Here is a 22,910-nt window from a genome sequence, read left to right as displayed (position 1 = left end):
TTTCCTCCAACTCATTTTATTTTTTCTTTTTCTTCTTTTTGACACCTTTGTAAAATGGCTTTTTCCCTTTTTTCTTACCGAACGTTTGCTTACTATCACTATATCGTTTGTTCTTCTTGCCATTTTTTTCTGAGCGTTTGCCTGCTTGTTTTCCTTCTCGTTTTCCAGATTTTCCATTGCGTGCTTTTGGACGTTCCAACGCAGTGACCTCTTCTGCGGAAACGAGTTCAAAATCCACTGCTCGTTCATCTGGATCAGCTTTGACTACTTTTACGCGCACTTTTTGTCCGATTTTAAAAGTCAGACCAGTTCTTTCACCTACAAGCGCTAAATGATTTTCAATAAAATGGAAGTAGTCTTGTTTCAATTCATTGATATGGATCAATCCTTCTACTGTATTCGGTAGTTCGATAAACAGTCCGAATTTCACAACAGAGCTGATGATCCCGTCGAATTCTTCTCCCACTTTGTCCATCATGAATTCTGCTTTCTTCATCGCATCTACTTCACGTTCTGTTTCTACTGCGCGACGCTCCATCTTAGAACTATGATCCGCGATTTCAGGAAGTTCCTCAGCCCATAAACTTTGATTGCTTTCACTTTTATCTTGGCTATAGGAACGGATCAGCCGATGGACGATCAGATCGGGATAGCGTCGAATAGGAGATGTAAAATGTGTGTAGTAATCTGCTGCTAAGCCATAATGCCCAAAATTGTCTTCTGAATAGCGTGCTTGTTGCATACTTCTGAGCAACATAGTATTGATAACTGCCGCTTCTGGTTTATCTTCTACTCCTTCGATCACATGCTGTAAATCTTTCGGTGTGATCGTTCCTTTCGTTCCTCGTACCAGAATGCCCAAAGCTGAAGCAAAATCAAAGAAGCGCTGCATTTTTTCTTCTTTTGGCTGTTCATGGATTCGATAAATAAACGGAAGATTTAATTTATTATAATGTTCAGCTACCGTTTCGTTGGCAGCAAGCATAAAGGATTCGATCAAGCGTTCACCTATCCCTCTGCTTCTTAGCTGGATATCATTTGGGTGTCCTTCAGCATCAACAAGGATCTTCGCTTCACGATCCTCAAAAGAAATCGCTCCACGTTTGATTCGCATCGTTTCAAGGATTCGATGCAACTCACCCATTTCTTGGAACATAGGCACGAGCTGAGCATAACGTTGCATCGTTTCTTCATCTTGATCTTCTAAGATTTGATTGACAGCTGTGTAGGTCATCCGTTCTGTTGTTTGGATCACACTTGGAAAAATCTCATGAGAGACAACTTGTCCATGTGGATCGATCTCCATTTCACAACTCATGGTGAGTCGTGGAACATGGGGATTCAATGAACAGATACCATTAGATAAACGTTGTGGGATCATCGGAATCACTCGATCGGTCAAATAGACACTTGTTCCTCTTTCGTATGCTTCTCTGTCCAGTTGACTGCCTTGCGTCACATAGTAAGATACATCTGCAATGTGTACTCCAAGAAAATAATTACCATTTTCTAATTTTTTGACCGTCACTGCATCATCTAGATCTTTTGCATCTTCTCCATCAATCGTAACAATGAGCTGATCTCTTAAATCTCTGCGTCCAACAATATCCTTTTCGCTGATCTGGTCTGGAACTTCATCTGCCTCAGACAACACATCATCAGGAAATTTTGTAGGAATACCGTTAGCCACGACAATCGAGAGGATATCCATGCCAGGGTCATTCTTATGACCAATCACTTGCTTGATTATCCCTTCTAAACTAGTCGCATACCCTTTTTCAGGGTAATGGGTCAGTTCGATCAATACAATACTTCCGTCAACTGGACGAACTCCCTCTGCCGCTGCATACACTTTGAATTGGTTAAGCTTTCTATCTTTCGGGATGACCACACCATAAAGATCCGTTTCCTGTATCTCTTCGTCTGAATAAGCAACAAATTCTCCGGCTAACTGAGTAGTCGCTCGGTCTCGAATCTCCACTACTTTTCCCTCTGCTCCGCGATCCATATCTGTATTTGCTCGCTTCATGATATCAATTGCTACGGTATCCCCATTCATTGCAAAGCCAGTCGCTTCTTTCGGGATATAGATATCATCTTCTTCGGGATCAATCGTTACAAATCCAAATCCTCGTTCATTTGCCCGAAATGTCCCTTCGACCAAGATCGGTTTTAAAGGAAGTTCGACTTTTCCTTTTTTATTGAAAACGATACTCTGTTCTCTTTCCATTTGAGCAATCGTTTGTACTAGTAATTTAAAATCATCGCTTTTTTGAAAGCCTAGACCTTCAGCGATTTCTTCCATAGAAAAACTACGTTTGCGACTGCTTTCCATGAAAAAGAGAATTTTCTCTTTTATTGTTTCTTTTGTCATATTTATTCCTCATTCCAAGGTAATTTTTCTAAAAATTCCAACACGTCTTTTTCTAATTCGCGTCTTGCTGTGCCAACTGTAATCACATGACCGCTTTCAGGATACCATTGAAGTGTCACTCGTTGGCGGCTCAATTTGCGTGCCGTTTCAAATACACCATTTGGGTCGATCATTTCATCTTTCCCAGCTTGAGCTAAAAATATTGGCTGTTGGATATCTGATAGTCTACTTTCTGCGATTGCTGCTTGGTCTTGTATATCCATTAATTGATGTTCAGCTAACGAGCGGTAAGACACAGCTTTTTCATTGATTTCTTTTTCTGGTTTGCCTGCTATCTTCAGCACTTGACGTACATATTTTTCAAAATTTTCAGGCACGTTTGTTTCTACAGGAGACAGGGGCGAACAGAAAAAACCGCCGCCAATTACTGATTCTTCTTCTAGTGCCCGTACAGCAAAGATGCCACCCATCGATAATCCCAATACGGCAATATCAGAAAACTGTTCAGACTGTAAAAAATGGATAGCTTTTTTAGTATCTGCCCACCAGCTTTCTGCTTTTTCTTGCAAGATATCATATGGCTCCATCGTTCCATGTCCTTTAAATAGCGGCGCATAGACTGTATAATCTGCTTTTTCTAAAAACCGTGCGAGCATCCGGACATCATTTGGACTTCCTGAGTACGCATGAAGCAGCAAAACTGCTCGTTTTCCATGTTTTGCATAAAGGGGTTTTGGTAATTGTTTCACTCGTTTCACCTCTTTCGCCTCATTTTACCATAGTTTCTTTCATAACTTCTTCTTAAGCGTTCTCTTTGCAATAAAAAAAGCCGCCCGCCGTTGTGCGAGAGGCTTATTCGACTACTTCGAAGATAAAAATGCTAGGACAAATAATAAGATCATCCAGACAGCTCCCATGACTGCAGTTGATCGCTGCATGACAGCTTCAAAGCCGCGAGCTTTTTGTTTGCCGAATAGTTGATCCGCACCGCCGGTAAATGCACTCGCTGCACTATTTTGCTTGCTTGGCTGCATCATAATCGCAATGACCATAACAATCGATAAAACGATCACGATTCCCAAAATTAAATTATACATATAGCAGCCTCCTTCCCAAAAGATATCGTCTCTTTAACTTTATCATAGATAAAACTCCGTGACAACTCTATATAAATGGAAAAACAGCTGAAAGTGCAAATCTTTCAGCTGTTATTATTATGATTGGCGTAAGACGTCATGATACTCTGGTTTCTTCTCAAACTCTTTTTTTGCGTAAGGGCATAAAGGGATGATCTTTTTCCCCTCTCGTCTTGCTAGTTCTACTCCAGTATACACTAGCTTTTCAGCTAATTTTTGACCACGATATGCTGGATCGACAAATGTATGGTCAATAATCATGATGTCTGGCCCCGCATCCGACCATGTCATTTCTCCGATTTCTTGTTGCTCATCATTGAATAAAGCAAGACGATTTTTTTCCTCTTTGATTTCCATATGCCGCACTCCTCAAATAACTGATATTTTTTTATTCCTACCTTATTTTAACAGTCTCATGGTCTATAAACAATTATTTATCCTCGGATTGCTTACAAAAAGGAAGAGAAAATCAATCCATCGTTATTCTTTGTTCAATAAATGAAAAAATCACTGTCCAATAGGTTTTCGGATCTTTCATCGATGCTTCCAAATGTTCTGCTTCTGGAACAAGCAGTAATGCTTTATCCCCTGCTGTAGCGTTTTGAATCGTGTATGCTGCTTCTGTAGGAACAAAATGATCTCTTTCACCATGGATGACTAACAAAGGCAAATGGTTACTACCAAGCTGTCTTGTAGCTGATGCTTGCTTTAAAGAATAACCTGCGTATTTCTGAGCATAGTGATTCGCATATCTCATGATCATTTTTTTAGGAAAGACCGTGATTTTACTTAACATGTACCGAAATTCCGCATAAACAGAAACATATCCGCTGTCTAAGATAAATCCTTTGACTGCAGATGGAAGCTTTTCACCACTTGCCATCATAATCGTAGAAGCGCCCATCGAACCGCCGTGCAAAATAATGGAGGCATCTGGTTGTTCATCTAAGATGAGTTGGATCCATGCAATTAAATCTAGCCGATCTAGCCATCCCATTCCGATGATTTCTCCTTCACTTTCTCCATGCGCACGTAAATCGGGTATAAGAACGTTGAATCCTTTCTCTGCATATCTTTTACCTATATGAGACATATCTCTTTTCCCTGTACTTCGATAATCATGTACACAAATGACCCATTTATTCTGCTGAGTTGGTTGGATGAACATCTGTCCAGCTAGTTTCAACCCGTCATAACTTTTGATCGTTTTCGGTATTCCTTGTTCCCAGAAGCTTTCACACTCTTCTTCTAATTTTTGCCGCTTTTTTTCTACTGACGTGACTGCAGCAGGATCCATCAAGCGGTGCCCAGTGTCTTCATACCAGTCATAGCCTCTCTGTACTCCCGCTCTTACTAATTTCTTTGCATAAAAATAAGAAAGAAAATGGTAACTGATTCCTATAATTATCAGAATAAGAATGAAATAAAAAATAACCATCGTACACCCGCCGCTTTCTGCCAAACTATAATCTATTTATTATACAATATACCGATCAATAGGATTCTTTTTCTTCGGCACACGTAAATTCCATTTCCTTTTCATTGTATCATTTACTTAAAGTTCTTCTCAATAGATTTACTTGTAAGAGAGCATTTACATTCACAATAAAAGCCAGTATACTAATTTCGTGCATTATAAACAAGACGCTCGTCTTGGACTGGTTCGGAAACTTCCCAGAATAAAAAACTAAGTATCTCTAAAGAAAGGAGATTGGAAATAATGCGAAAAGTAATTATTGATTGCGATCCAGGGATCGACGACACTTTAGCTTTATCACTAGCTGTCAAATCCCCTGATATCGAAGTAGTTGCTATTACCGTCGTTTGCGGGAATGTCCCTGTAGATATCGGTACGCAGAATGTGCTGAAATGTTTGGAGCGCTGTGATCGTTTAGATATCCCTGTTTATCAAGGAATGGAAAAACCTTTGAAGCAACCTTTCATTAGTGCGCAAGACACTCATGGGTTGGATGGATTAGGGGAAACAAATTTCCCGAGGGTCTTAGCAAAACAGGCAGAATCGCTCCATGCAGTTGATTTTCTAGCTGATTATTTCAAAGAAAAAACAGATACATCAGTCATTGCTTTGGGTCCTTTGACCAATATCGCTTCTGTTTTGAAAATCAACCCAACTGTTGGGAAACATATGGATCGTTTTGTCTCAATGGGCGGAACTTACAAAAGCCATGGTAACTGTTCACCAGTTGCTGAATACAATTACTGGTGTGATCCTGAGGCAGCTTCTTATGTATTCGAGAAGCTCAAACAACCGATAGAAATGGTTGGGTTAGATGTGACAAGAGAAATCGTCTTGACACCGACTATCCTTGAATATTGCTGCCAAATGAATCCTGAAGAGGGAGAGTATCTAAAAGCGATCACTCGTTTTTATTTTGACTTTCACTGGAAACAAGAAAGAATCTTAGGATGTGTCATCAATGATCCGTTAGCTGTTGCTTATTTTATCGATGAGTCCATCTGTGAAGGCTTTAAAAGCTTCACTGCTGTAGAAACTCAAGGAATAAGTCGCGGACAAACATTGGTTGATCGTTATGAATTTTGGCAGAAATCTGCTAACAGTAAAATTATGACAAAAGTAGATACTCGTCTTTTTTTCCAAAAGTTTTTAACCGTTCTTTTAAATGCACAAGAAGAAACGATTATGAAAGATTTGGAAAGGTTAAAGATGGGCTAACAAAATGAATAAAAACAAGATGGCAACTCGTGTACTTACAATGATGGCTTTGTGTATTGGGATCAATTATGTTGGAGGAACGATTGCTTTATGGCTTCGTTTGCCAATCTATCTAGATTCTATTGGAACGATTTTTGCTGGCGCGTTACTTGGTCCCATACCAGGAATGTTGACAGGACTATCCAGCGGTGTATTAAGCGGGGTGACTACAGATATTTTTTCACTGTATTATTCACCGATCCAAATCCTCACAGGTTTGTTGGCTGGATTGATTTTACCAAGGTATCTCGACAAAGATAAAAAACGTTTGAAACTCTTATTACTCGCTTTGATTTTGTCTGTACCTGGAACGATCGTCTCTTCGATCATTACCGTTCAGTTATTTGGCGGAATCACTTCCTCAGGGTCTAGCATGATCGTCCAATTATTACATGGGTTAGGTTTCGATCAAACCATCAGTGTGATCTTGGTACAGGCAGGCACAGACTACCTTGACCGTCTGCTATCTGTCGTCGTTGTTTCATTAGTCATCACTATGTTGCCGCAGCGCTTGATATATTCCAAGAGAAAAATAGGATGAACAAACAGAGCCAAATGAGCAAAAAGTTGCTCATCTGGCTCTGTTTTTCATCTATTAAAAAACTTACGCTAAGTAGGATAAAATAATAGCTTGATATTTTTCGATCATATCTAAATAATTATCGAGCTCGACATACTCATCTATTTGATGAGGCAAAGTAACGACACCAGGTCCAAAGACAACAAAGTCGAAGGAGTGGTCAGCTTTTGTAAATTCGGCTGCATCTGTGGTTGCTGCCGCTCCAACTAAAGGTAATGGCTGACTGAATTGTTGCTGAATGCAATGAATCAAAGGAGAATCTGGATCTGCTTTGACAGGTATTTTGTTGTAATCGATCGTCAATTCCAAATGGTAGTCTGTCTCTTGATTCAATTCCTTGACGATTGATTGCAGTAATGCAATGATTTTATCATTTGGATATTCAGGAATCGATCGGATGTTCCCTTGAAGCTGCGCGTGGCTCGGAATGCTGTTTACTTGATTTCCGCCGCTGATCAACGTGACATTATGGATTGTTTTTCCTAAGACGGGATTCTCGATTGCTTCAGCGAGGTGATTCATTTCAGCATTTGCTTTCGTAATGAATTCATTTAGATGATTGATCGCATTATAGCCTTGGTCTGGCATAGAGCTATGCGCTTCTTTTCCGTGCGAGATGACCGTATAGTTGATTGATCCCATGTGTGTGTACATTAAACTGTAATTGGTTGGCTCTCCGATGATCAAGGCATCTAAGTCATCCACATAACCAGCTTTCGTGAGCTGTTCCCCACCTAATTCACCCACTTCTTCTCCGACAGTGGCTAATAATTTGACTGTTCCGTTAAATGGTTTTCCTGACTCTTTGAGTTCGATCATGGCAATCACCATTGCCGCCAAGCCACTCTTCATATCTGTAGCACCACGTCCGTACAAACGATTCCCATGGATTTCTGCTGCAAAGGGCGCATAGGTCCAAGACGATTCATTCCCCGCCGCCACGACATCCATATGACCAGATAGGCCTAACACTTTTCCTGATTGCCCTTTTTGGAATTGAGCAATCAGATTATCTCTACCATTACTGTAAGAAACGAGTTCTCCTATTATGCCATGTTTTTCCAAAAGCTTATTCAAATAAGCTGCTACTTCGCCTTCGTTTCCATTCACTGATTTTATTCGGATAATCTCTTGTAAAATCGCAATTTTTTCTTCTTTTTTCATCTAATCTTCTCCTTTGCCGTTTCTTTTTATTGTATTGGAGTACGCCTAGATTTTCAAATAAGAGAGACCACAGAAAAAAGGGCGTGACAAAAGCAGCGTCACATTCCCCTTTTCCAAGTAAATGGCTTTCCAATTCTTGCCTCTACGCTAGTAAATCCAACCAAGTAAAAAAACAAGAGAAGCTACTTTGTTGAACTGTTCTTCTGTAGTCAAATCATTTTATTCCTCATCATTGAAAATGAGAGTATCGCATGATCTATAATTACCCCTCCTTACGTAATAACCACGTAGCCAATTATTTTCTTCAATAGAGTAGTCATACTCATATTCATACAAACTATTCCTTACCATGAAAAAAATACTGACACCGCCTCTACCACTTTTCGTATCTTTCACTACTCTTGAAATAAAAATATCATAATCGGTTAATTGGTATTCCTCCTCTAATAATTGATACAGTGCTCGTGTAGCTATATGTTTCTTGATTGGAAATTGATAGAGCCATGTACCCCCTAACAGTAAACCTATCGAATAAAAATCTTAGAACAGTAATTTCTTTTTTTAGAAATCCTCCTTCTCATCATCAATTCTCCCATGTTAAGATATGGATCGCTCTTTCATCAAAATAATCAGGAAGATCGTATGGCAAAGCAATAAGCGGCTGATACATTCCTCCTACCTGCACAGCAGCCGAAGCATACCAATAAGCTTGCCAGACGATTTTAGAACAGTAAGTCGGATCCATCTCAAAAATATTTGTAGTTATCCCATATTTATAATTTTTATCATTGTAATTATCTAAAATTTTTTCATTTTTCTGTCTCCCTGTTCAAATGATTTTTATCGAAAGAGGAAGATTGCCATCCCCTTTTTGAAGAGAATCATCCTATCCGAGCGTAAAAGGATATGAATGAAACGAAGACTGCTTCCTCCTCTCTTATTGTTCTATCCTTAAAAGGTCCTATACGATGTTATCTCTTGATAACTGACTTTTTTCGATACGATTGTCTCGTATCGATATTTGTAAATATTATATACAGAAGCCAGTTACAAAAATAAAATTATAAGTTATTTTTAACAAATACGGATATTTATATAATAGGGTTTATATAATATATATAAATAAACAGTTGTTATTATAATAATTTATGTACTCTCCTGATTTTTCTGTTCTTAAAAAAGAGATTTATTCATCAAATGATTTTCACAACAAAAAAACTCTCTACTTGCTGAAATCAGCAGGTAGAGAGTCTGATTACTTAACTAAGTGATCATGCTCGTCTATCTTTCAATCGGTCGATCATGTATCTTCATTAGAAAAGAATTATTTGTTTTTCAAGTTGTAGAAAGATTTCAAACCTTTGTATTCTGCAACTTCACCAAGTTGGTCTTCGATACGTAGTAATTGATTGTATTTAGCAATACGGTCAGTACGTGATAGAGAACCTGTTTTGATTTGACCAGCGTTTGTTGCAACAGCGATATCAGAGATTGTTGAATCTTCTGTTTCACCAGAACGGTGAGATACAACTGCTGTGTAGCCAGCTTCTTTAGCCATTTCGATAGCTTCGAAAGTTTCTGTTAATGTACCGATTTGGTTCACTTTGATAAGGATTGAGTTAGCAATTCCTTTTTCGATACCTTCAGATAATTTTTGAGTGTTTGTTACGAACAAGTCGTCACCAACTAATTGAACTTTGTCGCCTAATACGTCAGTTAATTTCTTGAATCCGTCCCAGTCGTTTTCGTCTAATCCGTCTTCGATTGAGATGATTGGATATTTAGAAACTAATTCTTCGTAGAATTTGATCATTTCGTCAGTTGTTTTTTCGCCTTCGCCTGAGTCAGCTAGTACGTAAACGCCTTTTTCTTTGTCGTAGAATTCTGAAGAAGCAGCATCCATAGCAAGAACAACGTCTTTACCAGGTACATAGCCAGCTTTTTCGATTGCTTCGATGATTACTTCGAAACCTTCTTCATTTGAACCAAGGTTTGGAGCAAATCCACCTTCGTCACCAACAGAAGTTGCTAATCCGCGAGCTTTCAAGATTGAAGCTAATGCGTGGAATACTTCAGCACCCATACGTAGAGCTTCTTTGAATGTTGGAGCGCCAACAGGCATGATCATGAATTCTTGGAAGTCGATTGAGTTATCAGCATGTGATCCGCCGTTGATGATGTTCATCATTGGTGTTGGCAATACTTTCGTGTTGAATCCGCCTAGGTAGTGGTATAAAGGTACTTCTAGGTAGTCAGCAGCTGCACGTGCAACAGCGATAGAAACACCTAAAATAGCGTTCGCACCTAATTTACCTTTGTTAGGAGTTCCGTCTAAAGCGATCATAGCTTTGTCGATAGCCATTTGGTCACGAACATCGTAGCCAATGATTGCTTCAGCAATGATGTTGTTTACGTTGTCGACAGCTTTAGTTACACCTTTACCGCCATAACGAGCTTTGTCTCCGTCACGTAATTCAACTGCTTCGTATTCACCAGTTGAAGCACCTGAAGGAACCATTCCGCGGCCAAAAGCTCCGCTTTCTGTGTATACTTCTACTTCGATTGTTGGGTTACCACGTGAGTCTAAGATCTCGCGAGCGTAAACATCAGTAATAATTGACATGTTTTGTCTCTCCTTTGAGTTTGTTTTTTCCTAAGGGATTTCCCTCATATACGATTTTAGTTAATTTTGCTCATTAGTGCAAACATTTCTTGCATTTTTCGCAAATTTTCACCAATTATTTTACAGCGTCTAACAATGACAAGAATGAATCTGCTTGCAAGCTTGCGCCGCCGACTAAAGCACCGTCAACATTTTCTTTTGCCATGTATTCAGCAATATTTTCTGGTTTTACAGAACCGCCGTATTGGATACGAACAGCTTCTGATACTTCTTTTCCATAAAGTTTTTCAACTGTTTGACGTACAACACCACAAATTTCGTCAGCGATTTGTGCGTCAGCTGATTTACCAGTACCGATTGCCCAGATTGGTTCATAAGCAATCACCATGTTTGACACTTGTTCAGCTGAAAGGTCAGCTAAACCAGCTGTAATTTGTCCTTCGATCCATTCAGCAGTTTTGCCTGCTTCATATGTTTCTAAAGATTCGCCACAGCATAAGATTGGTGTCATACCGTTTGCAAAGATAGCTTTTGCTTTTTTATTGATGTCTTCGTCTGTTTCATGGAAATATTCACGACGTTCTGAATGTCCGATGATCACATAGTGAACACCTAGATCAGCAAGAGCTGCTGGTGAAGTTTCACCAGTGAACGCGCCTGAGTTTTCCCAGTAGCAGTTTTGTGCTGAGATTTTTAGTTCTGTACCTTCAGCTGATGTCATTAATTCTTGTAAGAATAATGCAGGAGATCCGATGACTGAATCAACCTTGTCATTTGAAGGGATTTTGTTTTTTACTGCTTCAGCAAATTCTTTTGCTTCTGATGCAGTTTTGTTCATTTTCCAGTTACCTGCGATAATAGGTTTACGCATTGAGGAACACACTCCTTAATTTATTGAAAAATGGCTAGGGAGTCATGAAAACTCCCTTCACCTTTTGATCGATCACTCGTCAGAATAGAGCAAACTTGGCTGTTTATTTATCGTTGATTGCTGCTAGTCCTGGTAATTCTTTACCTTCAAGCAATTCCAAGCTTGCGCCGCCACCTGTTGAGATGTGTGTGAATTTGTCAGCAAAACCTAATTGTTCTGCTGCTGCAGCTGAGTCTCCGCCACCGATGATTGTTGTTGCGCCTTCTAAGTTAGCGATTGCTTCACAAACACCGATTGTACCTTTAGCAAAGTTACTCATTTCAAATACACCCATAGGTCCGTTCCAAACAACTGTTTTTGCACCTTGTAATGTATCAGCAAATAATTTTACTGATGCTGGGCCGATGTCTAAAGCCATCAAACCGTCAGGAATGTCTCCTTCGATTACTTGTGTTTCTACATCATTTGAAAATTCTGGTGCACAGACATTGTCGATTGGCAAGACAAGTTTGTCGCCTGCTTTTTCGATCAATTCTTTTGCTAGTTCTACTTTGTCAGCTTCTACTAGAGAGTTACCGATCTTGATTCCTTTTGCTTCGTAGAATGTGTAAGTCATTCCGCCACCAATCAAGATTTTGTCTGCTTTAGGAATCAAGTTTTCGATTACGCCGATTTTATCAGAAACTTTTGCGCCACCAAGGATTGCGATCATTGGGCGTTTTGGTTCTTCTACTGCTTCACCGATGAACTTGATTTCTTTTTCCATCAAGAATCCAGCAACTGTTGGGATACCAGTTGAAGCGATACCTACGTTAGAAGCATGCGCACGGTGAGCTGTACCGAAAGCATCGTTAACAAATACATCACCTAATGAAGCCCAGTATTTACCTAGCTCTGTATCGTTTTTGCTTTCTTTTTTACCGTCAACGTCTTCAAAACGTGTGTTTTCAAATACGACAACGTCGCCATCTTTCATGTTGCGGATTGCTTCTTCTAATTGTTCTCCGCGAGTTTCAGGTACGAATGTTACTTCTTTACCTAATAATTCGCCTAGACGTTTTGCAACTGGAGCTAAAGATTTTCCTTCTTTATCTTCTTCTGTTTTTACACGTCCAAGGTGAGAGAAAAGGATTGCTTTTCCGCCTTGTTCTAAAACGTAGTTGATTGTTGGCAATGCTGCTTTGATACGAGTGTCGTCAGTGATCACGCCGTCTTTCAAAGGAACATTGAAGTCAACACGGACAAGAACTTTTTTGTCTTTTAAATCGATATCTTTCACTGTTTTCTTAGCCATTTTATTTCCTCCTGAATAAACTTATTATCAAAAAAAGCGGAAGAAGCGCGATTGCTTCCCCGCTTTTAAATGTACATGTCTATCATTTACACTTGTACGTTTGTCTATCTTATAAGTTAGCGAAGTATTCTAAAGTACGTACTAATTGTGCAGTGTATGACATTTCGTTGTCGTACCAAGCAACAGTTTTAACTAATTGTTTGTCGCCAACTGTCATTACTTTAGTTTGTGTAGCATCAAATAATGAACCGTAAGTCATACCAACGATATCTGAAGAAACGATTTCGTCTGTGTTGTATCCGTAAGATTCGTTTGAAGCTTCTTTCATTGCTGCGTTGATTTCGTCAACAGTTACTTCTTTTTCAAGAACTGTTACTAATTCTGTTAATGAACCTGTTGGTACAGGAACACGTTGAGCAGCTCCGTCTAATTTACCGTTCAATTCAGGGATTACTAAACCGATAGCTTTAGCAGCACCTGTTGAGTTAGGAACGATGTTTGCAGCAGCAGCGCGTGCACGGCGGAAGTCACCTTTAGGATGAGGTCCGTCTAGAGTCATTTGGTCACCTGTGTAAGCATGGATAGTTGTCATTAATCCTTCAACAACACCAAATTTGTCGTTCAATGTTTTAGCCATAGGAGCTAAACAGTTAGTTGTACATGAAGCACCTGAGATAACTGTTTCTTTACCAGTTAATGTTTCGTGGTTTGTGTTATAAACGATTGTTGGAACATCGTTTCCGCCAGGAGCAGAGATAACAACGCGTTTAGCACCAGCTGTTAAATGTTTTTCAGCTGCTGATTTAGAAGTGAAGAAACCAGTACATTCTAGAACGATATCTACGCCTAGTTCGCCCCATGGTAATTCTTCTGGGTTGCGGTTAGCTAATACTTTAACTTCTTTTCCGTTTACGTTGAATGAACCTTCATGAACTTCAACTGTTCCGTTGAAACGTCCTTGAGTTGTGTCGTATTTTAACAAGTGTGCCAACATTTTAGCATCTGTCAAGTCGTTGATTGCTACTACTTCGATTCCATCTACATCTTGGATACGACGGAATGCTAGACGTCCAATACGTCCAAAACCATTAATACCTACTTTAACTGTCATTTAAGATTTCCTCCTTATGAAAATCAAAAAAATATTTATTTTAAAGGGTTACCCCTTTTAAAATCTCGTTTGCAGCAGCTTCATCAGTGATGAGCCACGTTTGTTTTGGTGCATTTTTCATATAAGCTCGAATTGCTTTGGCTTTTGATTTTCCGCCCGCTATCGCCATGATGATCGGGACTTTCGCCAAATCTTGCAATTCTATGCCGATTCTAGGGACCTTATAAACAACTTCGCCTTTTTCATTGAAAAAGTAGCCAAAGGATTCCGCTACAGCATTTGCTTGTTTCAGCATGACTAATTCTTTTTCAGTCATCTTTCGACGTGCTGCCATGTGTAATGCACGCCCAATACTATGAATAACACAATTCGCCTCACTAATCAAGTTTAAGACTTCTTGGATAGATGGCTCATTGAGTAAAGAATTGTAAGTTGCCAGACTTAATTGTTCCGGAACATAAAGTGCACGGTGGTTTCCATTTGCTTTAGCAGCCATTCTTGCACTGACAGAATTTGCCTGTACAGTTATCGCTTCACCAATCCCGCCTCTTGCAGGGACAAACAAGTTATGCCGTTTTTTATTTTCCAGATTAGACAATTGTTCTGCTACAACTGCCATGGTAGTTCCTCCCATCACAGCGATGATATTCTCGCCTTCCGGAAGCAGTCGGTCTAAGGCTTCACTCAGCGCTTCGCCGAATGCATCAGCCACTTTGGTTTGCTCTTCGCTGTTTCCTGAAACAACGATACAGCGCTGATTACCAAAATATTCTGCCAACTGTTGTTCGGTTTGATGCGTACCTAAAAGCTGATCCATGAAGTTTTCAAGACTTTGATAAACTTCTTCGCCCTTAGTTGTCAGCGTCATACCGCTTTTTGAGGTATCGATCAAATTCAGATTTTTCAAAAGGTCTGTTTCTGTTCGCAATACTCGTTCTGTTATCCCCATACTTTCCGATAAACTTCGACGTCCAATCGGTTGCATCCAATAGATATTTCGTAAAATTTTATAGCGTTCTTGCAACACTTCGATAATATCTGGTGCAACAGATTCAATCATTTTTATTTCATCTAGCATAGCGATCTCCTTAGTTGGACACTTTACGTCCAATGTAGACTTAAAACGACCCATATACGATAAAAAAAAGAAATTAACTTTTCAAATTTCACATCAATAAAGGGAAATCTCAACCTCACGACTGTTAGTCTAACAGTTTTTCTTTCGTTTTTCAACTAAAAAGATCAGAAAAAGCAAAATACTTTTTCTGATCTTTTGGATGATCAGTTATCATAACGTTTTCTTTTTGATGAACTTGGGATTCCTAATAAATCACGGTATTTTGCTACCGTTCACCTTGAAATCGCTATCTCATCTTTTTTCAGCAATTCAACCAATTTCTGGTCCGACAACGGCTTGCTTTTGTCTTCTTGATCAACTAATTTCTGCAACTTTTTCTTCGCAGTATCTGCCGAAAGGTCTTCTGTCTGTTCTGCACCGTTAGTAGGGATTCTTGCAGTGAAAAATTTCTTTAACTCAAATACACCGAAATCTGTTTCCAAATATTTCCCGTTGACAGCTCGACTGACCGTAGATTCATGCACATCTATCTCAGCCGCAACTTCCTTTAACGTAAGAGGTTTGATTGGCCGCCCCTTGTCGATAAAGAAAGCTTTTTGTCGAGAAACAATGACTTGAGCAACCCGCAAAATTGTATCCCCGCGTTGGAGGATCGTTTTCTTCAACCATTCGAATTCCTGTTTCCGTTCTTTTAAATAATTTTCAGTTTCTTTATCTGCTTGTTGTGACATTTGCTTGAAGTAGGTCTCTTGGAATCGGATATTCGGCTGATTTTTTCGGTTTGAGATGACTTGTACATTTTCATCGTCCACTAATACCCGGACATCAGGAATAATGTACAATTCGCTACTACGGTCGAAAATTCGTCCAGGACTTGGGCTCAATGTTTGCAAATAGTCGAATATTTGCTGAACAGCATGTAAATCAACAGAAAAACGCTGCGCAATCTCTTTCCATTTTCGCTCCACCAATTGCTCAAAACATTCTTCTAGCACAATATAAGCTAGTTCCGGCGCATAATCATCCCGTTCCGTTTGAAGCATGAGACATTCTTGCAAACTACGTGCACCTACTCCAGCTGGTTCTAATTGCTGGATCAGTGTCAATGCATCGAGCATTTGAATAGGCGTCGCTCCGATCTCTTTTCCAGCTTCCTCTAAACTAATCGTCAAAAATCCGTTCAAATCGATGTATTCTACAAGATAAAGAACGATTTTCCTTAAAAAAGTATCTCGATAATTCAAATGGACTTGTTCGATCAATGAATCAAATAAAGACCCTTTTGTATCAGGAATCTGATTTAGGTAATTTGTCTCTTCTCCTTCATAAGAAGATGAAGAAGCTTTTATGTAATCTGGCTGCCATTCCGGCTCAACAACTTCCACCAATGGATTTTCCATTGCTTGGTTCTCAACGAATGCCAACAGCTCTTCACTGTTATATTGTAAAACTTGGATGGACTGCTGCAACTGTTGCGTCATGGCTAGTTTCTGTGTCTGCTGCTGTTTTTGTGAAAAATTTTGCTCAAATTTCATTTTTTTGTCCAATCCCCTTGTAATTTTTTATCTGTTTAGTTACAATTATCCCAGTGCTTGCGTCCTTAGTGTAGTGGATATCACGTAAGATTCCGGTTCTTGAGACGGGGGTTCGATTCCCTCAGGACGCGTTCTATTGCCATTTTAGCATAACTTCCGAATGTTTGCTTCTTTATTTTTCAAGTGAAAACTGTCCACCAAAAAAATTGGCGGACAGTTTTTTATTATAAGTATACTTGTTTTCACTTACTGGACTGGCCGATGATCGTTTCTGCCATAATAGTTCTCGACAGTCGTTGGATGTCCTAATAAATCCCCCACTGTCGTAATGCGGTACCCTTGCTCTTGCAGATAATCGATCACTTGAGGAACGGCACGAATCGTTTCAGGATAAATATCATGGAATAAAATAATTGCACCATCGTATACTGTTGCTTGGATCTTCTGTAAAATCAAATCAGGATTTCTTGTCTTCCAATCTTCTGAATCGACCGACCATTCGATGATTGGCCGCTGGATAACACTTGCTCCTACACTTGTGATCGAACCATAGGGCGGACGAACGAAAGCGGAGGTTTTGCCAGTGGCTTTTTTGATCTCAGTGTCTGTTTTTGTCACTTCCTCCGTAATCGACTGGGCAGAAAGCGTCGCCAGATCCTGATGATCATACGTGTGATTGCCGATCTCGTGTCCTGCTTCAGCTGTCTGCTTCACAATTTCAGGATGTTGCGCCGTATTTTCTCCTAAAACAAAAAAAGTAGCATGCACGTTTTTTTCTTTAAGTATTTGCAACAGCTGTGGTGTCGTGGTCGCTCCTGGTCCATCATCAAAACTGATGGCAATACTTTTGACAGTCGGATCTTGGACAGCTTCTGTACTTTCTTGTGTTGGTTCTGGTTCAGTTGATTGACTTTGTGTTGATCTCACTGATTCTTGAGTGGATTCGTTGACGCTAGCTGTTTCAGTCGACTTGTTTTTATTCGTTGATTGTTCTGATTGTTTGAAAGCTTGTGACGAACGCTCCGAAGAAGTTACTTGTCCTTTCTCTTCGCTGATCAAGGAGGCAACCGAAGTGACTTCGAAAAATAAAAGCACGGATAAAGCAATGATACTGATAACTAAATAATTTCTTTTCACTATATCTCTTCTTTCTCTTTTTCTCTTCTTAATTACTTACTTGAAAATAACTGTAAAGAATTGAAACTGCTAGTCGTAACTACTTCTCGCCTAATGATCCAGATAATCTTCCGATGCCAAAATCGTTTTTGTCACGGACTTGGGAATGACAAATTCTGGTGTTCCCATATAACCAGGAGCAATTTCATATTGAGAAAAAGTCAGAACTAATTGATGTTCTTTATTCAAATAAAAACTTCGTGTTGGTGTAACAAGTGTTGGTTTTTCTATCGTTCCTTCTTGAATATCTTGTTCAGTCCAATAGTACTTAGACGGATCTTCCTTGACTTGTTCGGCCATTTGCCGCTTGACTTCTTTTGTCAAAACAGATAAATAGGTGTCATCTTTGAATAACAGCGGAAGTGAGAGCTGGACACTGTTTTTCTTGTCGATCGTGTCGTATCTTTTTTCAACGTGGCTATCCGCTGCTGTTTGGGTAATCTGTCTTTCGATCACAAGAAACCGGTCATCGTCTACGATTTTCTGATAATCACCCAGAACTTGGTAATGATCCGTTTCAAGATTTCCGTATTCTTTTTCAGCTTTTTTAAAATCTGCTTGTCCTTCGTGAAAGTATTTTTGGTTTAATCCATGAATCGTTTTATTTTCTTTCTCATTTTGAGTATGGATCTTCGGTACTTGAATATCGATTTTTTCAGATTGATCAGTAAAACGTTCGCCTAAGATCAATTCAATGACTGATCCTAAAATGGGCAAGTCTTCTGCAAAGCTTCGAACTTGACTATTAAAAAGGAGACTACTTGTTGTAATCATCACGATAGCCAAAGATACTCCGAACCCTTGGAGGCGTCTCTTTCTCCGTCTTGCTTTTATGAATGATTGCTCTTCGATAAGAAAACGCTGGCGGATCTCCTCTTGAAGCCCTCTTGGAATTTCTTGTTCTTTATAAGTTTTCTTTAGTTTTTTTAACTTTTCTTTTTGGGAATACATAGCGGTCTTCTCTCCTTCATTCTAGGATTTGACGTAAAACATTCAGTGAACGATACATTTTTGTTTTAACTGTGTTTTCGTTCATATCTAAGATAGTCGCAATTTCTTTCAAACGAAATCCTTCAAAAAAGTAAAGGATCAGAATCTCTTTTTCCGGACTGTCTATTTTATCTAAAATCATATGGAGTTCTGCAACGGAAGTTTCTAAAGGTAATTGCTGCGGGATATCTTGAATTTCAAATAAGTCAACAGGTGTCCTTTTTTGTCTGCGCCAACTATCTAATGCCGTGCGGATCAATATCCGGTAAAACCATGCACTAAAATGCTCGATTTCTTTTTCTTTTTCAAAATACTTCAGTGCTTTATGGAAACTATCTTGCATCACATCTAAGGCCTCTTCTTTATCATGTACGTAATTCATCGTGATACGGAACATTTTTTGATAATCAGTTTCGATGAGTCCATTCAGCAGGTGACGGTATTTTTCAATCTGCCGTTTTTTCTTATATCCAGTAAAAATCATTCTCCACTCCTTTCCGCCTCACTTAATATGACGTACAAGGTACGCTAAAAGTTTCAATTATTTTATTTTTTATGTATTTACTTTGAATTTTTATATACAAAAAAGAAGGTGTGACAAAAATCATGTCACACCTTCTTATTCTGATAGCTTCAACGTCTCTGTTGCAACCTCTGATACACGGTGTTCTAGAAGTAGCTTCTTCGGAAATAAGTGGAAATTTCTTGAAGTTGACCACTTCCGTCACAGCCTCTACAGTAAATGATGTTTATTCTTTTTCAGAGTCAGAAAATTCTTCCTCTTCATAGTCTTCATCATCATCGTCTTCGTCTATGATACTTAAATCTTCTTCGATATTCCCAGGCAAGTCTTCTTCATCATCTGTTGGGTCATCTGCTCCAATTTCTTGCAAGTCAGAATTATAAGCAGCGATTTCTTCATCTTCATCATCATCGTCATCAAACAGATCATCGTCGTCTTCTTCTGTCAGATCTGTATCTTCTGGGTCATCGTCATTGTAATCGATCGCGTCTTCATCATCATTGATAAAGGCGTTGACTTTCTTGCGTTTACGGCGACGCGGAGTATCTTCATCCTCTTCGTCCATTCCATGGTTTACTTCTTCATCGATCGAATCGATAGCATACCATGAACGCAAACCCCAACGATTATCCCCTAATGAGATAAAGCTGCCGTCAATATTCAAGTCAGTATAAAATTGTGCGAGTGAATCACGAATTTCACTGTCTGATTTGCCAAGATAGTTTTGGATTTGGTTGGCTAAATCAGAAAAATCCATGACATCGCCACGTTGTTCTAAGATCGCGTGTGCTACTTCGATCATTGATAATTCGCTTTTGTTTGCACCTTCAAATACACTAATTTCCAATCAGGACACGTCCTTTCACAGTCTACTCCTTATCATACAAAATCAGACACAAAAAATCAAACTTTTCTTTTATTTTTACGCTGTAAAATCCAATGTCAAATAATATTCGCCGATTTTTTCTAGTCCCATGAACAAATCATAATCGATCCGAACCTTTCCTGCTGTGGGACGGTCTTTCAAACTTACATGCAGTTCTTTCGTAAAGGTAGCAATCTGGATCATACCGTATGGTGTTCGGTAGGCTGTTTCTAACCGTTCTTTATAACCAAATTTCAAACGCATTCGCATTTCTCCTGCACGGATCAGCTGTACATGACCATCTGGAACTAATTTGATCGTTACAGGGATTTCATCGCCTGTTTCCTCCTGCATCTCTTTATACCGTATGTACAGCGTATCGCCAATCGTCACCATTTGCCCTTTCAAATCAAAATAAAAATCTTGCACTTCCCCTTGTTGTTTCACTTTTGTACGCAATTTGATCGAAATCGGTGTTCCTTGTGATAATTCCATTCTTCATTCTCCTTTACTTCTCATAGCTACATTGTTCCTAGTTTCTTTTGTTTTGTCAACCAACTTGTCCATTTTTACAGAAAACCTTTTTTTCAAAACAACTCTTTGAATTTAGAGTATAATATTGTAGAAAATATGAATTTATAAAAAGGAGCCGGTTGAATGAACCCTGCGATTCGACTAGATCAGCACATTTATCAAAAAAACGACTTTTCCCCTTTCGCATTAACAGATATATTAACGAAATATTCCAAAGAACACCAGCAGATCTTTTTGCATTTCTGGCAATATGACTGCACCGTCATCTTAGGTATGAAAGATGTTCGGACACCTTTTCTTAGAGACGGGATCCAAACACTGAAAGATGCAGGTTATGCTCCGGTAATCAGAAACTCAGGTGGATTAGGAATCGTATCAGACGAAGGGATTTTGAATATTTCTTTGATTTTCCCCCAGAATGACAAAAAAAAAATAACCATCGATGAAGCTTACGAGCAAATGCTTCGATTGACTAAATACGCCTTTCCGAAGGCACCGATTCAAGCATTCGAAATCACCCATTCTTATTGTCCTGGAACTTATGATTTAAGCATCCATGGCAAAAAATTTGCCGGCATCGCTCAGCGTCGCATCAAAAATGGGATTTCTGTTATGATGTACTTAAGTGTCAACGGTAATCAGGAAAAGCGTGGGCAAGTCATGAAACGATTTTATCAATCTGCTTTAAAAGAAGGCTTTGGTACAAATGGCTATCCTGCAGTTGATCCTGCCACAATGGCAACACTTGAAGAACTGCTTGACCATCCCCTTCTCGTAGAAGAAGTCAAAGAATCATTTGCAAAAGCTTTTGAAAAGCTGTATTCTGCAAGTGATTTACTGGATTCTACCGACTGGCTAAAAAAAGAAATCCAGCTGGAGCAATGGAACAACCAAATCCAGAGAATGGAACAACGCAATAACATAAAGGAGCTACAATATGACAACCCCTTATAAATATCAAATGCTGCCTATGGAGAAAGTTTTTCGTGACCCAGTCCATAACTATATCCATGTCCAGCATCAAGTAATCTTAGATTTGATCAACTCGAAAGAAGTCCAACGTCTGCGACGAATCAAACAATTAGGCACTGCTTCTTTCACTTTTCACGGAGCAGAACATAGCCGTTTTACCCATTCATTAGGTGTTTATGAGATTTCAAGACGAATTTGCGATATCTTTTCTCGAAATTTTCCAAAAGAAAAGATAGGCAACGGAGGCTGGGATGATCAGGAACGGCTAGTAACTTTATGTGCGGCACTATTGCATGATGTCGGTCACGGTCCTTACTCTCATACATTCGAGCATATCTTCCATACGAATCACGAGGCTATCACTGTAGAGATTATCACTTCTCCAGAAACAGAGGTGTATCAGATCCTTAACCGAGTAGAAGAAGGTTTTCCTGAAAAAGTAGCGAGCGTGATCCAAAAAACCTACCCTAATCCGCAAGTTGTCCAAATGATTTCCAGCCAGATCGATGCAGATCGAATGGACTATTTGCTTCGGGATGCTTATTTCACTGGAACGGAGTATGGAACATTTGACCTTACCCGAATATTACGTGTGATTCGTCCATATGAAGGTGGGATCGCCTTTTCTATGAGCGGCATGCATGCAGTGGAAGATTATATCGTTAGCCGATATCAAATGTATGTGCAAGTGTACTTCCATCCTGTTTCCCGTGGTATGGAAGTGATCTTGGAGCATCTGCTTCATCGCGCGCACGAGTTGTATCAAGAAGATGCCAGCAGTTTTGAACTTCACTCTCAACTACTCTTGCCATTTCTTGACGGAAGCTTTACTTTAGAAGAATATCTCAAACTTGATGATGGGGTCTTGGGTACTTACTTTACTCAATGGTCTGAATCTGCTGATCCTATTTTAAATGATTTAGCTAAACGTTTTTTGAATCGTAAACCACTGAAATCCGCCACTTTTTCTGGCAACCGAGATTCAAATTTGATTCAAAAACTCACTTTGTTAGTAGAAAAGGTTGGCTATAACCCTGTTTATTACACTGCTGTCAACTCTAGCTACGATCTGCCTTATGATTTTTATCGCCCAGAACAAGGCAGACATCGTACGCAAATCGAGATTTTGCGAAATGACGGAACTTTGATAGAATTATCACAGGTTAGTCAGCTTGTTGCCGCTTTAGCGGGACAAGAACAAGGAGATGAGCGATTTTTCTTTCCAAAAGAAATGGTTGACCCATCCTTGCGTGATCATTATGATTTATTTGATGAAACTTATCAAGAATTTGCCAGCCATATCCGTAATGGCGCATTGATTGAAATAAACTGAAATATATTGGAGGAAAT

General features: G+C 39.3%; 20 protein-coding genes, 1 tRNA gene, 2 pseudogenes and 1 riboswitch. Of the genes and pseudogenes, 5 read left to right on the top strand and 18 right to left on the bottom strand.

All coding sequences use genetic code 11. The features are described from left to right. Positions 1 to 16: 16 nt before the first annotated feature. The 5 genes from rnr to QK255_RS03640 all read right to left on the bottom strand — a co-directional run bounded on the left by rnr (position 17) and on the right by QK255_RS03640 (position 4,948). A complete protein-coding gene (rnr, locus tag QK255_RS03660) occupies positions 17 to 2,374 on the bottom strand; it encodes a ribonuclease R (protein ID WP_002292800.1) in 2,358 nt (785 codons plus the stop codon). A 2-nt stretch (positions 2,375 to 2,376) separates the two neighbouring features. Beyond that, positions 2,377 to 3,132 (bottom strand): alpha/beta hydrolase, encoded by a 756-nt coding sequence (locus tag QK255_RS03655; RefSeq protein WP_002292801.1) that lies wholly within the window; start codon positions 3,130 to 3,132, stop codon positions 2,377 to 2,379. Positions 3,133 to 3,234: 102 nt separating this feature from the next. Further along, positions 3,235 to 3,471: a preprotein translocase subunit SecG gene (secG, locus tag QK255_RS03650; protein WP_002292802.1), complete on the bottom strand. Its 237-nt coding sequence runs from the start codon at positions 3,469 to 3,471 to the stop codon at positions 3,235 to 3,237. Between the two features lie 117 nt (positions 3,472 to 3,588). Continuing rightward, positions 3,589 to 3,867 (bottom strand): GNAT family N-acetyltransferase, encoded by a 279-nt coding sequence (locus QK255_RS03645; RefSeq protein ID WP_002300467.1) that lies wholly within the window; start codon positions 3,865 to 3,867, stop codon positions 3,589 to 3,591. Positions 3,868 to 3,979: 112 nt separating this feature from the next. Next, positions 3,980 to 4,948, bottom strand: coding sequence for an alpha/beta hydrolase (locus QK255_RS03640; protein ID WP_002292805.1), 969 nt, complete (start codon positions 4,946 to 4,948; stop codon positions 3,980 to 3,982). Between the two features lie 214 nt (positions 4,949 to 5,162). After that, a riboswitch (PreQ1 riboswitch) is annotated at positions 5,163 to 5,207 on the top strand. Between the two features lie 23 nt (positions 5,208 to 5,230). On the opposite strand from QK255_RS03640, the gene QK255_RS03635 reads away from it, so the two are divergent. Then, positions 5,231 to 6,205 (top strand): nucleoside hydrolase, encoded by a 975-nt coding sequence (locus QK255_RS03635; RefSeq protein WP_002292807.1) that lies wholly within the window; start codon positions 5,231 to 5,233, stop codon positions 6,203 to 6,205. 4 nt (positions 6,206 to 6,209) lie between these two features. After that, positions 6,210 to 6,785 carry an ECF transporter S component gene (locus tag QK255_RS03630; RefSeq protein WP_002292808.1) on the top strand — a complete coding sequence of 192 codons (576 nt, stop codon included), beginning with the start codon at positions 6,210 to 6,212 and terminating at the stop codon, positions 6,783 to 6,785. Between the two features lie 63 nt (positions 6,786 to 6,848). On the opposite strand, the gene QK255_RS03625 is transcribed toward QK255_RS03630, so the two are convergent. From QK255_RS03625 to rpoN, 8 genes and pseudogenes are all read right to left on the bottom strand, one after another. Next, positions 6,849 to 7,988 (bottom strand): ArgE/DapE family deacylase, encoded by a 1,140-nt coding sequence (locus QK255_RS03625; RefSeq protein ID WP_002292809.1) that lies wholly within the window; start codon positions 7,986 to 7,988, stop codon positions 6,849 to 6,851. A 583-nt stretch (positions 7,989 to 8,571) separates the two neighbouring features. After that, positions 8,572 to 8,802 (bottom strand): annotated as a pseudogene (locus QK255_RS03620) (hypothetical protein); the annotation flags it as partial. 510 nt (positions 8,803 to 9,312) lie between these two features. Next, positions 9,313 to 10,611 (bottom strand): phosphopyruvate hydratase, encoded by a 1,299-nt coding sequence (gene eno / locus QK255_RS03615; protein WP_002292812.1) that lies wholly within the window; start codon positions 10,609 to 10,611, stop codon positions 9,313 to 9,315. Positions 10,612 to 10,726: 115 nt separating this feature from the next. After that, complete coding sequence (gene tpiA / locus QK255_RS03610) at positions 10,727 to 11,482, bottom strand: triose-phosphate isomerase (RefSeq protein ID WP_002292815.1); 756 nt, start codon at positions 11,480 to 11,482, stop codon at positions 10,727 to 10,729. Between the two features lie 103 nt (positions 11,483 to 11,585). Continuing rightward, on the bottom strand, positions 11,586 to 12,776 hold the full coding sequence (locus QK255_RS03605) for a phosphoglycerate kinase (RefSeq protein WP_002292817.1): 1,191 nt from the start codon (positions 12,774 to 12,776) through the stop codon (positions 11,586 to 11,588). A gap of 109 nt (positions 12,777 to 12,885) precedes the next feature. Beyond that, a complete protein-coding gene (gene gap, locus QK255_RS03600; protein ID WP_002292818.1) occupies positions 12,886 to 13,887 on the bottom strand; it encodes a type I glyceraldehyde-3-phosphate dehydrogenase in 1,002 nt (333 codons plus the stop codon). A gap of 40 nt (positions 13,888 to 13,927) precedes the next feature. After that, on the bottom strand, positions 13,928 to 15,019 hold the full coding sequence (locus tag QK255_RS03595; protein ID WP_016628649.1) for a sugar-binding transcriptional regulator: 1,092 nt from the start codon (positions 15,017 to 15,019) through the stop codon (positions 13,928 to 13,930). Positions 15,020 to 15,168: 149 nt separating this feature from the next. Beyond that, positions 15,169 to 16,500, bottom strand: a pseudogene (gene rpoN / locus QK255_RS03590) (RNA polymerase factor sigma-54). Positions 16,501 to 16,559: 59 nt separating this feature from the next. On the opposite strand from rpoN, the gene QK255_RS03585 reads away from it, so the two are divergent. Then, a tRNA-Arg gene (locus QK255_RS03585) sits at positions 16,560 to 16,631 on the top strand. A gap of 115 nt (positions 16,632 to 16,746) precedes the next feature. Here QK255_RS03585 and QK255_RS03580 read toward each other — a convergent pair. The 5 genes from QK255_RS03580 to QK255_RS03560 all read right to left on the bottom strand — a co-directional run bounded on the left by QK255_RS03580 (position 16,747) and on the right by QK255_RS03560 (position 20,549). Beyond that, positions 16,747 to 17,637, bottom strand: coding sequence for a polysaccharide deacetylase family protein (locus tag QK255_RS03580; protein WP_002292822.1), 891 nt, complete (start codon positions 17,635 to 17,637; stop codon positions 16,747 to 16,749). Positions 17,638 to 17,727: 90 nt separating this feature from the next. Then, positions 17,728 to 18,627 carry an RsiV family protein gene (locus QK255_RS03575; RefSeq protein WP_002292823.1) on the bottom strand — a complete coding sequence of 300 codons (900 nt, stop codon included), beginning with the start codon at positions 18,625 to 18,627 and terminating at the stop codon, positions 17,728 to 17,730. 16 nt (positions 18,628 to 18,643) lie between these two features. Then, positions 18,644 to 19,150 carry an RNA polymerase sigma factor gene (locus tag QK255_RS03570; protein ID WP_002292824.1) on the bottom strand — a complete coding sequence of 169 codons (507 nt, stop codon included), beginning with the start codon at positions 19,148 to 19,150 and terminating at the stop codon, positions 18,644 to 18,646. Between the two features lie 265 nt (positions 19,151 to 19,415). Further along, complete coding sequence (rpoE, locus tag QK255_RS03565) at positions 19,416 to 20,036, bottom strand: DNA-directed RNA polymerase subunit delta (RefSeq protein WP_002292825.1); 621 nt, start codon at positions 20,034 to 20,036, stop codon at positions 19,416 to 19,418. A 75-nt stretch (positions 20,037 to 20,111) separates the two neighbouring features. Continuing rightward, positions 20,112 to 20,549 carry a YwiB family protein gene (locus tag QK255_RS03560; RefSeq protein ID WP_002292826.1) on the bottom strand — a complete coding sequence of 146 codons (438 nt, stop codon included), beginning with the start codon at positions 20,547 to 20,549 and terminating at the stop codon, positions 20,112 to 20,114. A 162-nt stretch (positions 20,550 to 20,711) separates the two neighbouring features. Here QK255_RS03560 and QK255_RS03555 point away from each other — a divergent pair, with 162 nt between their 5' ends. Beyond that, positions 20,712 to 21,542: a lipoate--protein ligase family protein gene (locus tag QK255_RS03555; protein ID WP_002329496.1), complete on the top strand. Its 831-nt coding sequence runs from the start codon at positions 20,712 to 20,714 to the stop codon at positions 21,540 to 21,542. Continuing rightward, a complete protein-coding gene (locus tag QK255_RS03550; RefSeq protein WP_002292830.1) occupies positions 21,526 to 22,893 on the top strand; it encodes an HD domain-containing protein in 1,368 nt (455 codons plus the stop codon). Before QK255_RS03555 ends, QK255_RS03550 begins: the two co-directional genes overlap by 17 nt. Positions 22,894 to 22,910: the final 17 nt, after the last annotated feature.

The sequence above is a fragment of the Enterococcus sp. ZQ21 genome (assembly GCF_030053755.1).
Lineage (GTDB): Bacteria > Bacillota > Bacilli > Lactobacillales > Enterococcaceae > Enterococcus_B > Enterococcus_B lactis.
The sequence above is the reverse complement of the archived record's forward strand: the minus strand, read 5'-3'. Positions and strand labels throughout refer to the sequence as shown.

Bases quoted from the DNA above. Each gene is read 5' to 3' on its own strand.
- QK255_RS03635 (WP_002292807.1), top strand. From the start codon at position 5,231: ATGCGAAAAGTAATTATTGATTGCGATCCAGGGATCGACGACACTTTA.
- QK255_RS03605 (WP_002292817.1), bottom strand. From the start codon at position 12,776: ATGGCTAAGAAAACAGTGAAAGATATCGATTTAAAAGACAAAAAAGTT.
- QK255_RS03645 (WP_002300467.1), bottom strand. From the start codon at position 3,867: ATGGAAATCAAAGAGGAAAAAAATCGTCTTGCTTTATTCAATGATGAG.
- QK255_RS03555 (WP_002329496.1), top strand. From the start codon at position 20,712: ATGAACCCTGCGATTCGACTAGATCAGCACATTTATCAAAAAAACGAC.
- QK255_RS03595 (WP_016628649.1), bottom strand. From the start codon at position 15,019: ATGGGTCGTTTTAAGTCTACATTGGACGTAAAGTGTCCAACTAAGGAG.
- rnr (WP_002292800.1), bottom strand. From the start codon at position 2,374: ATGACAAAAGAAACAATAAAAGAGAAAATTCTCTTTTTCATGGAAAGC.
- QK255_RS03630 (WP_002292808.1), top strand. From the start codon at position 6,210: ATGAATAAAAACAAGATGGCAACTCGTGTACTTACAATGATGGCTTTG.
- QK255_RS03550 (WP_002292830.1), top strand. From the start codon at position 21,526: ATGACAACCCCTTATAAATATCAAATGCTGCCTATGGAGAAAGTTTTT.
- QK255_RS03640 (WP_002292805.1), bottom strand. From the start codon at position 4,948: ATGGTTATTTTTTATTTCATTCTTATTCTGATAATTATAGGAATCAGT.
- QK255_RS03625 (WP_002292809.1), bottom strand. From the start codon at position 7,988: ATGAAAAAAGAAGAAAAAATTGCGATTTTACAAGAGATTATCCGAATA.
- QK255_RS03560 (WP_002292826.1), bottom strand. From the start codon at position 20,549: ATGGAATTATCACAAGGAACACCGATTTCGATCAAATTGCGTACAAAA.
- gap (WP_002292818.1), bottom strand. From the start codon at position 13,887: ATGACAGTTAAAGTAGGTATTAATGGTTTTGGACGTATTGGACGTCTA.
- QK255_RS03575 (WP_002292823.1), bottom strand. From the start codon at position 18,627: ATGTATTCCCAAAAAGAAAAGTTAAAAAAACTAAAGAAAACTTATAAA.
- tpiA (WP_002292815.1), bottom strand. From the start codon at position 11,482: ATGCGTAAACCTATTATCGCAGGTAACTGGAAAATGAACAAAACTGCA.
- QK255_RS03570 (WP_002292824.1), bottom strand. From the start codon at position 19,150: ATGATTTTTACTGGATATAAGAAAAAACGGCAGATTGAAAAATACCGT.
- secG (WP_002292802.1), bottom strand. From the start codon at position 3,471: ATGTATAATTTAATTTTGGGAATCGTGATCGTTTTATCGATTGTTATG.
- eno (WP_002292812.1), bottom strand. From the start codon at position 10,611: ATGTCAATTATTACTGATGTTTACGCTCGCGAGATCTTAGACTCACGT.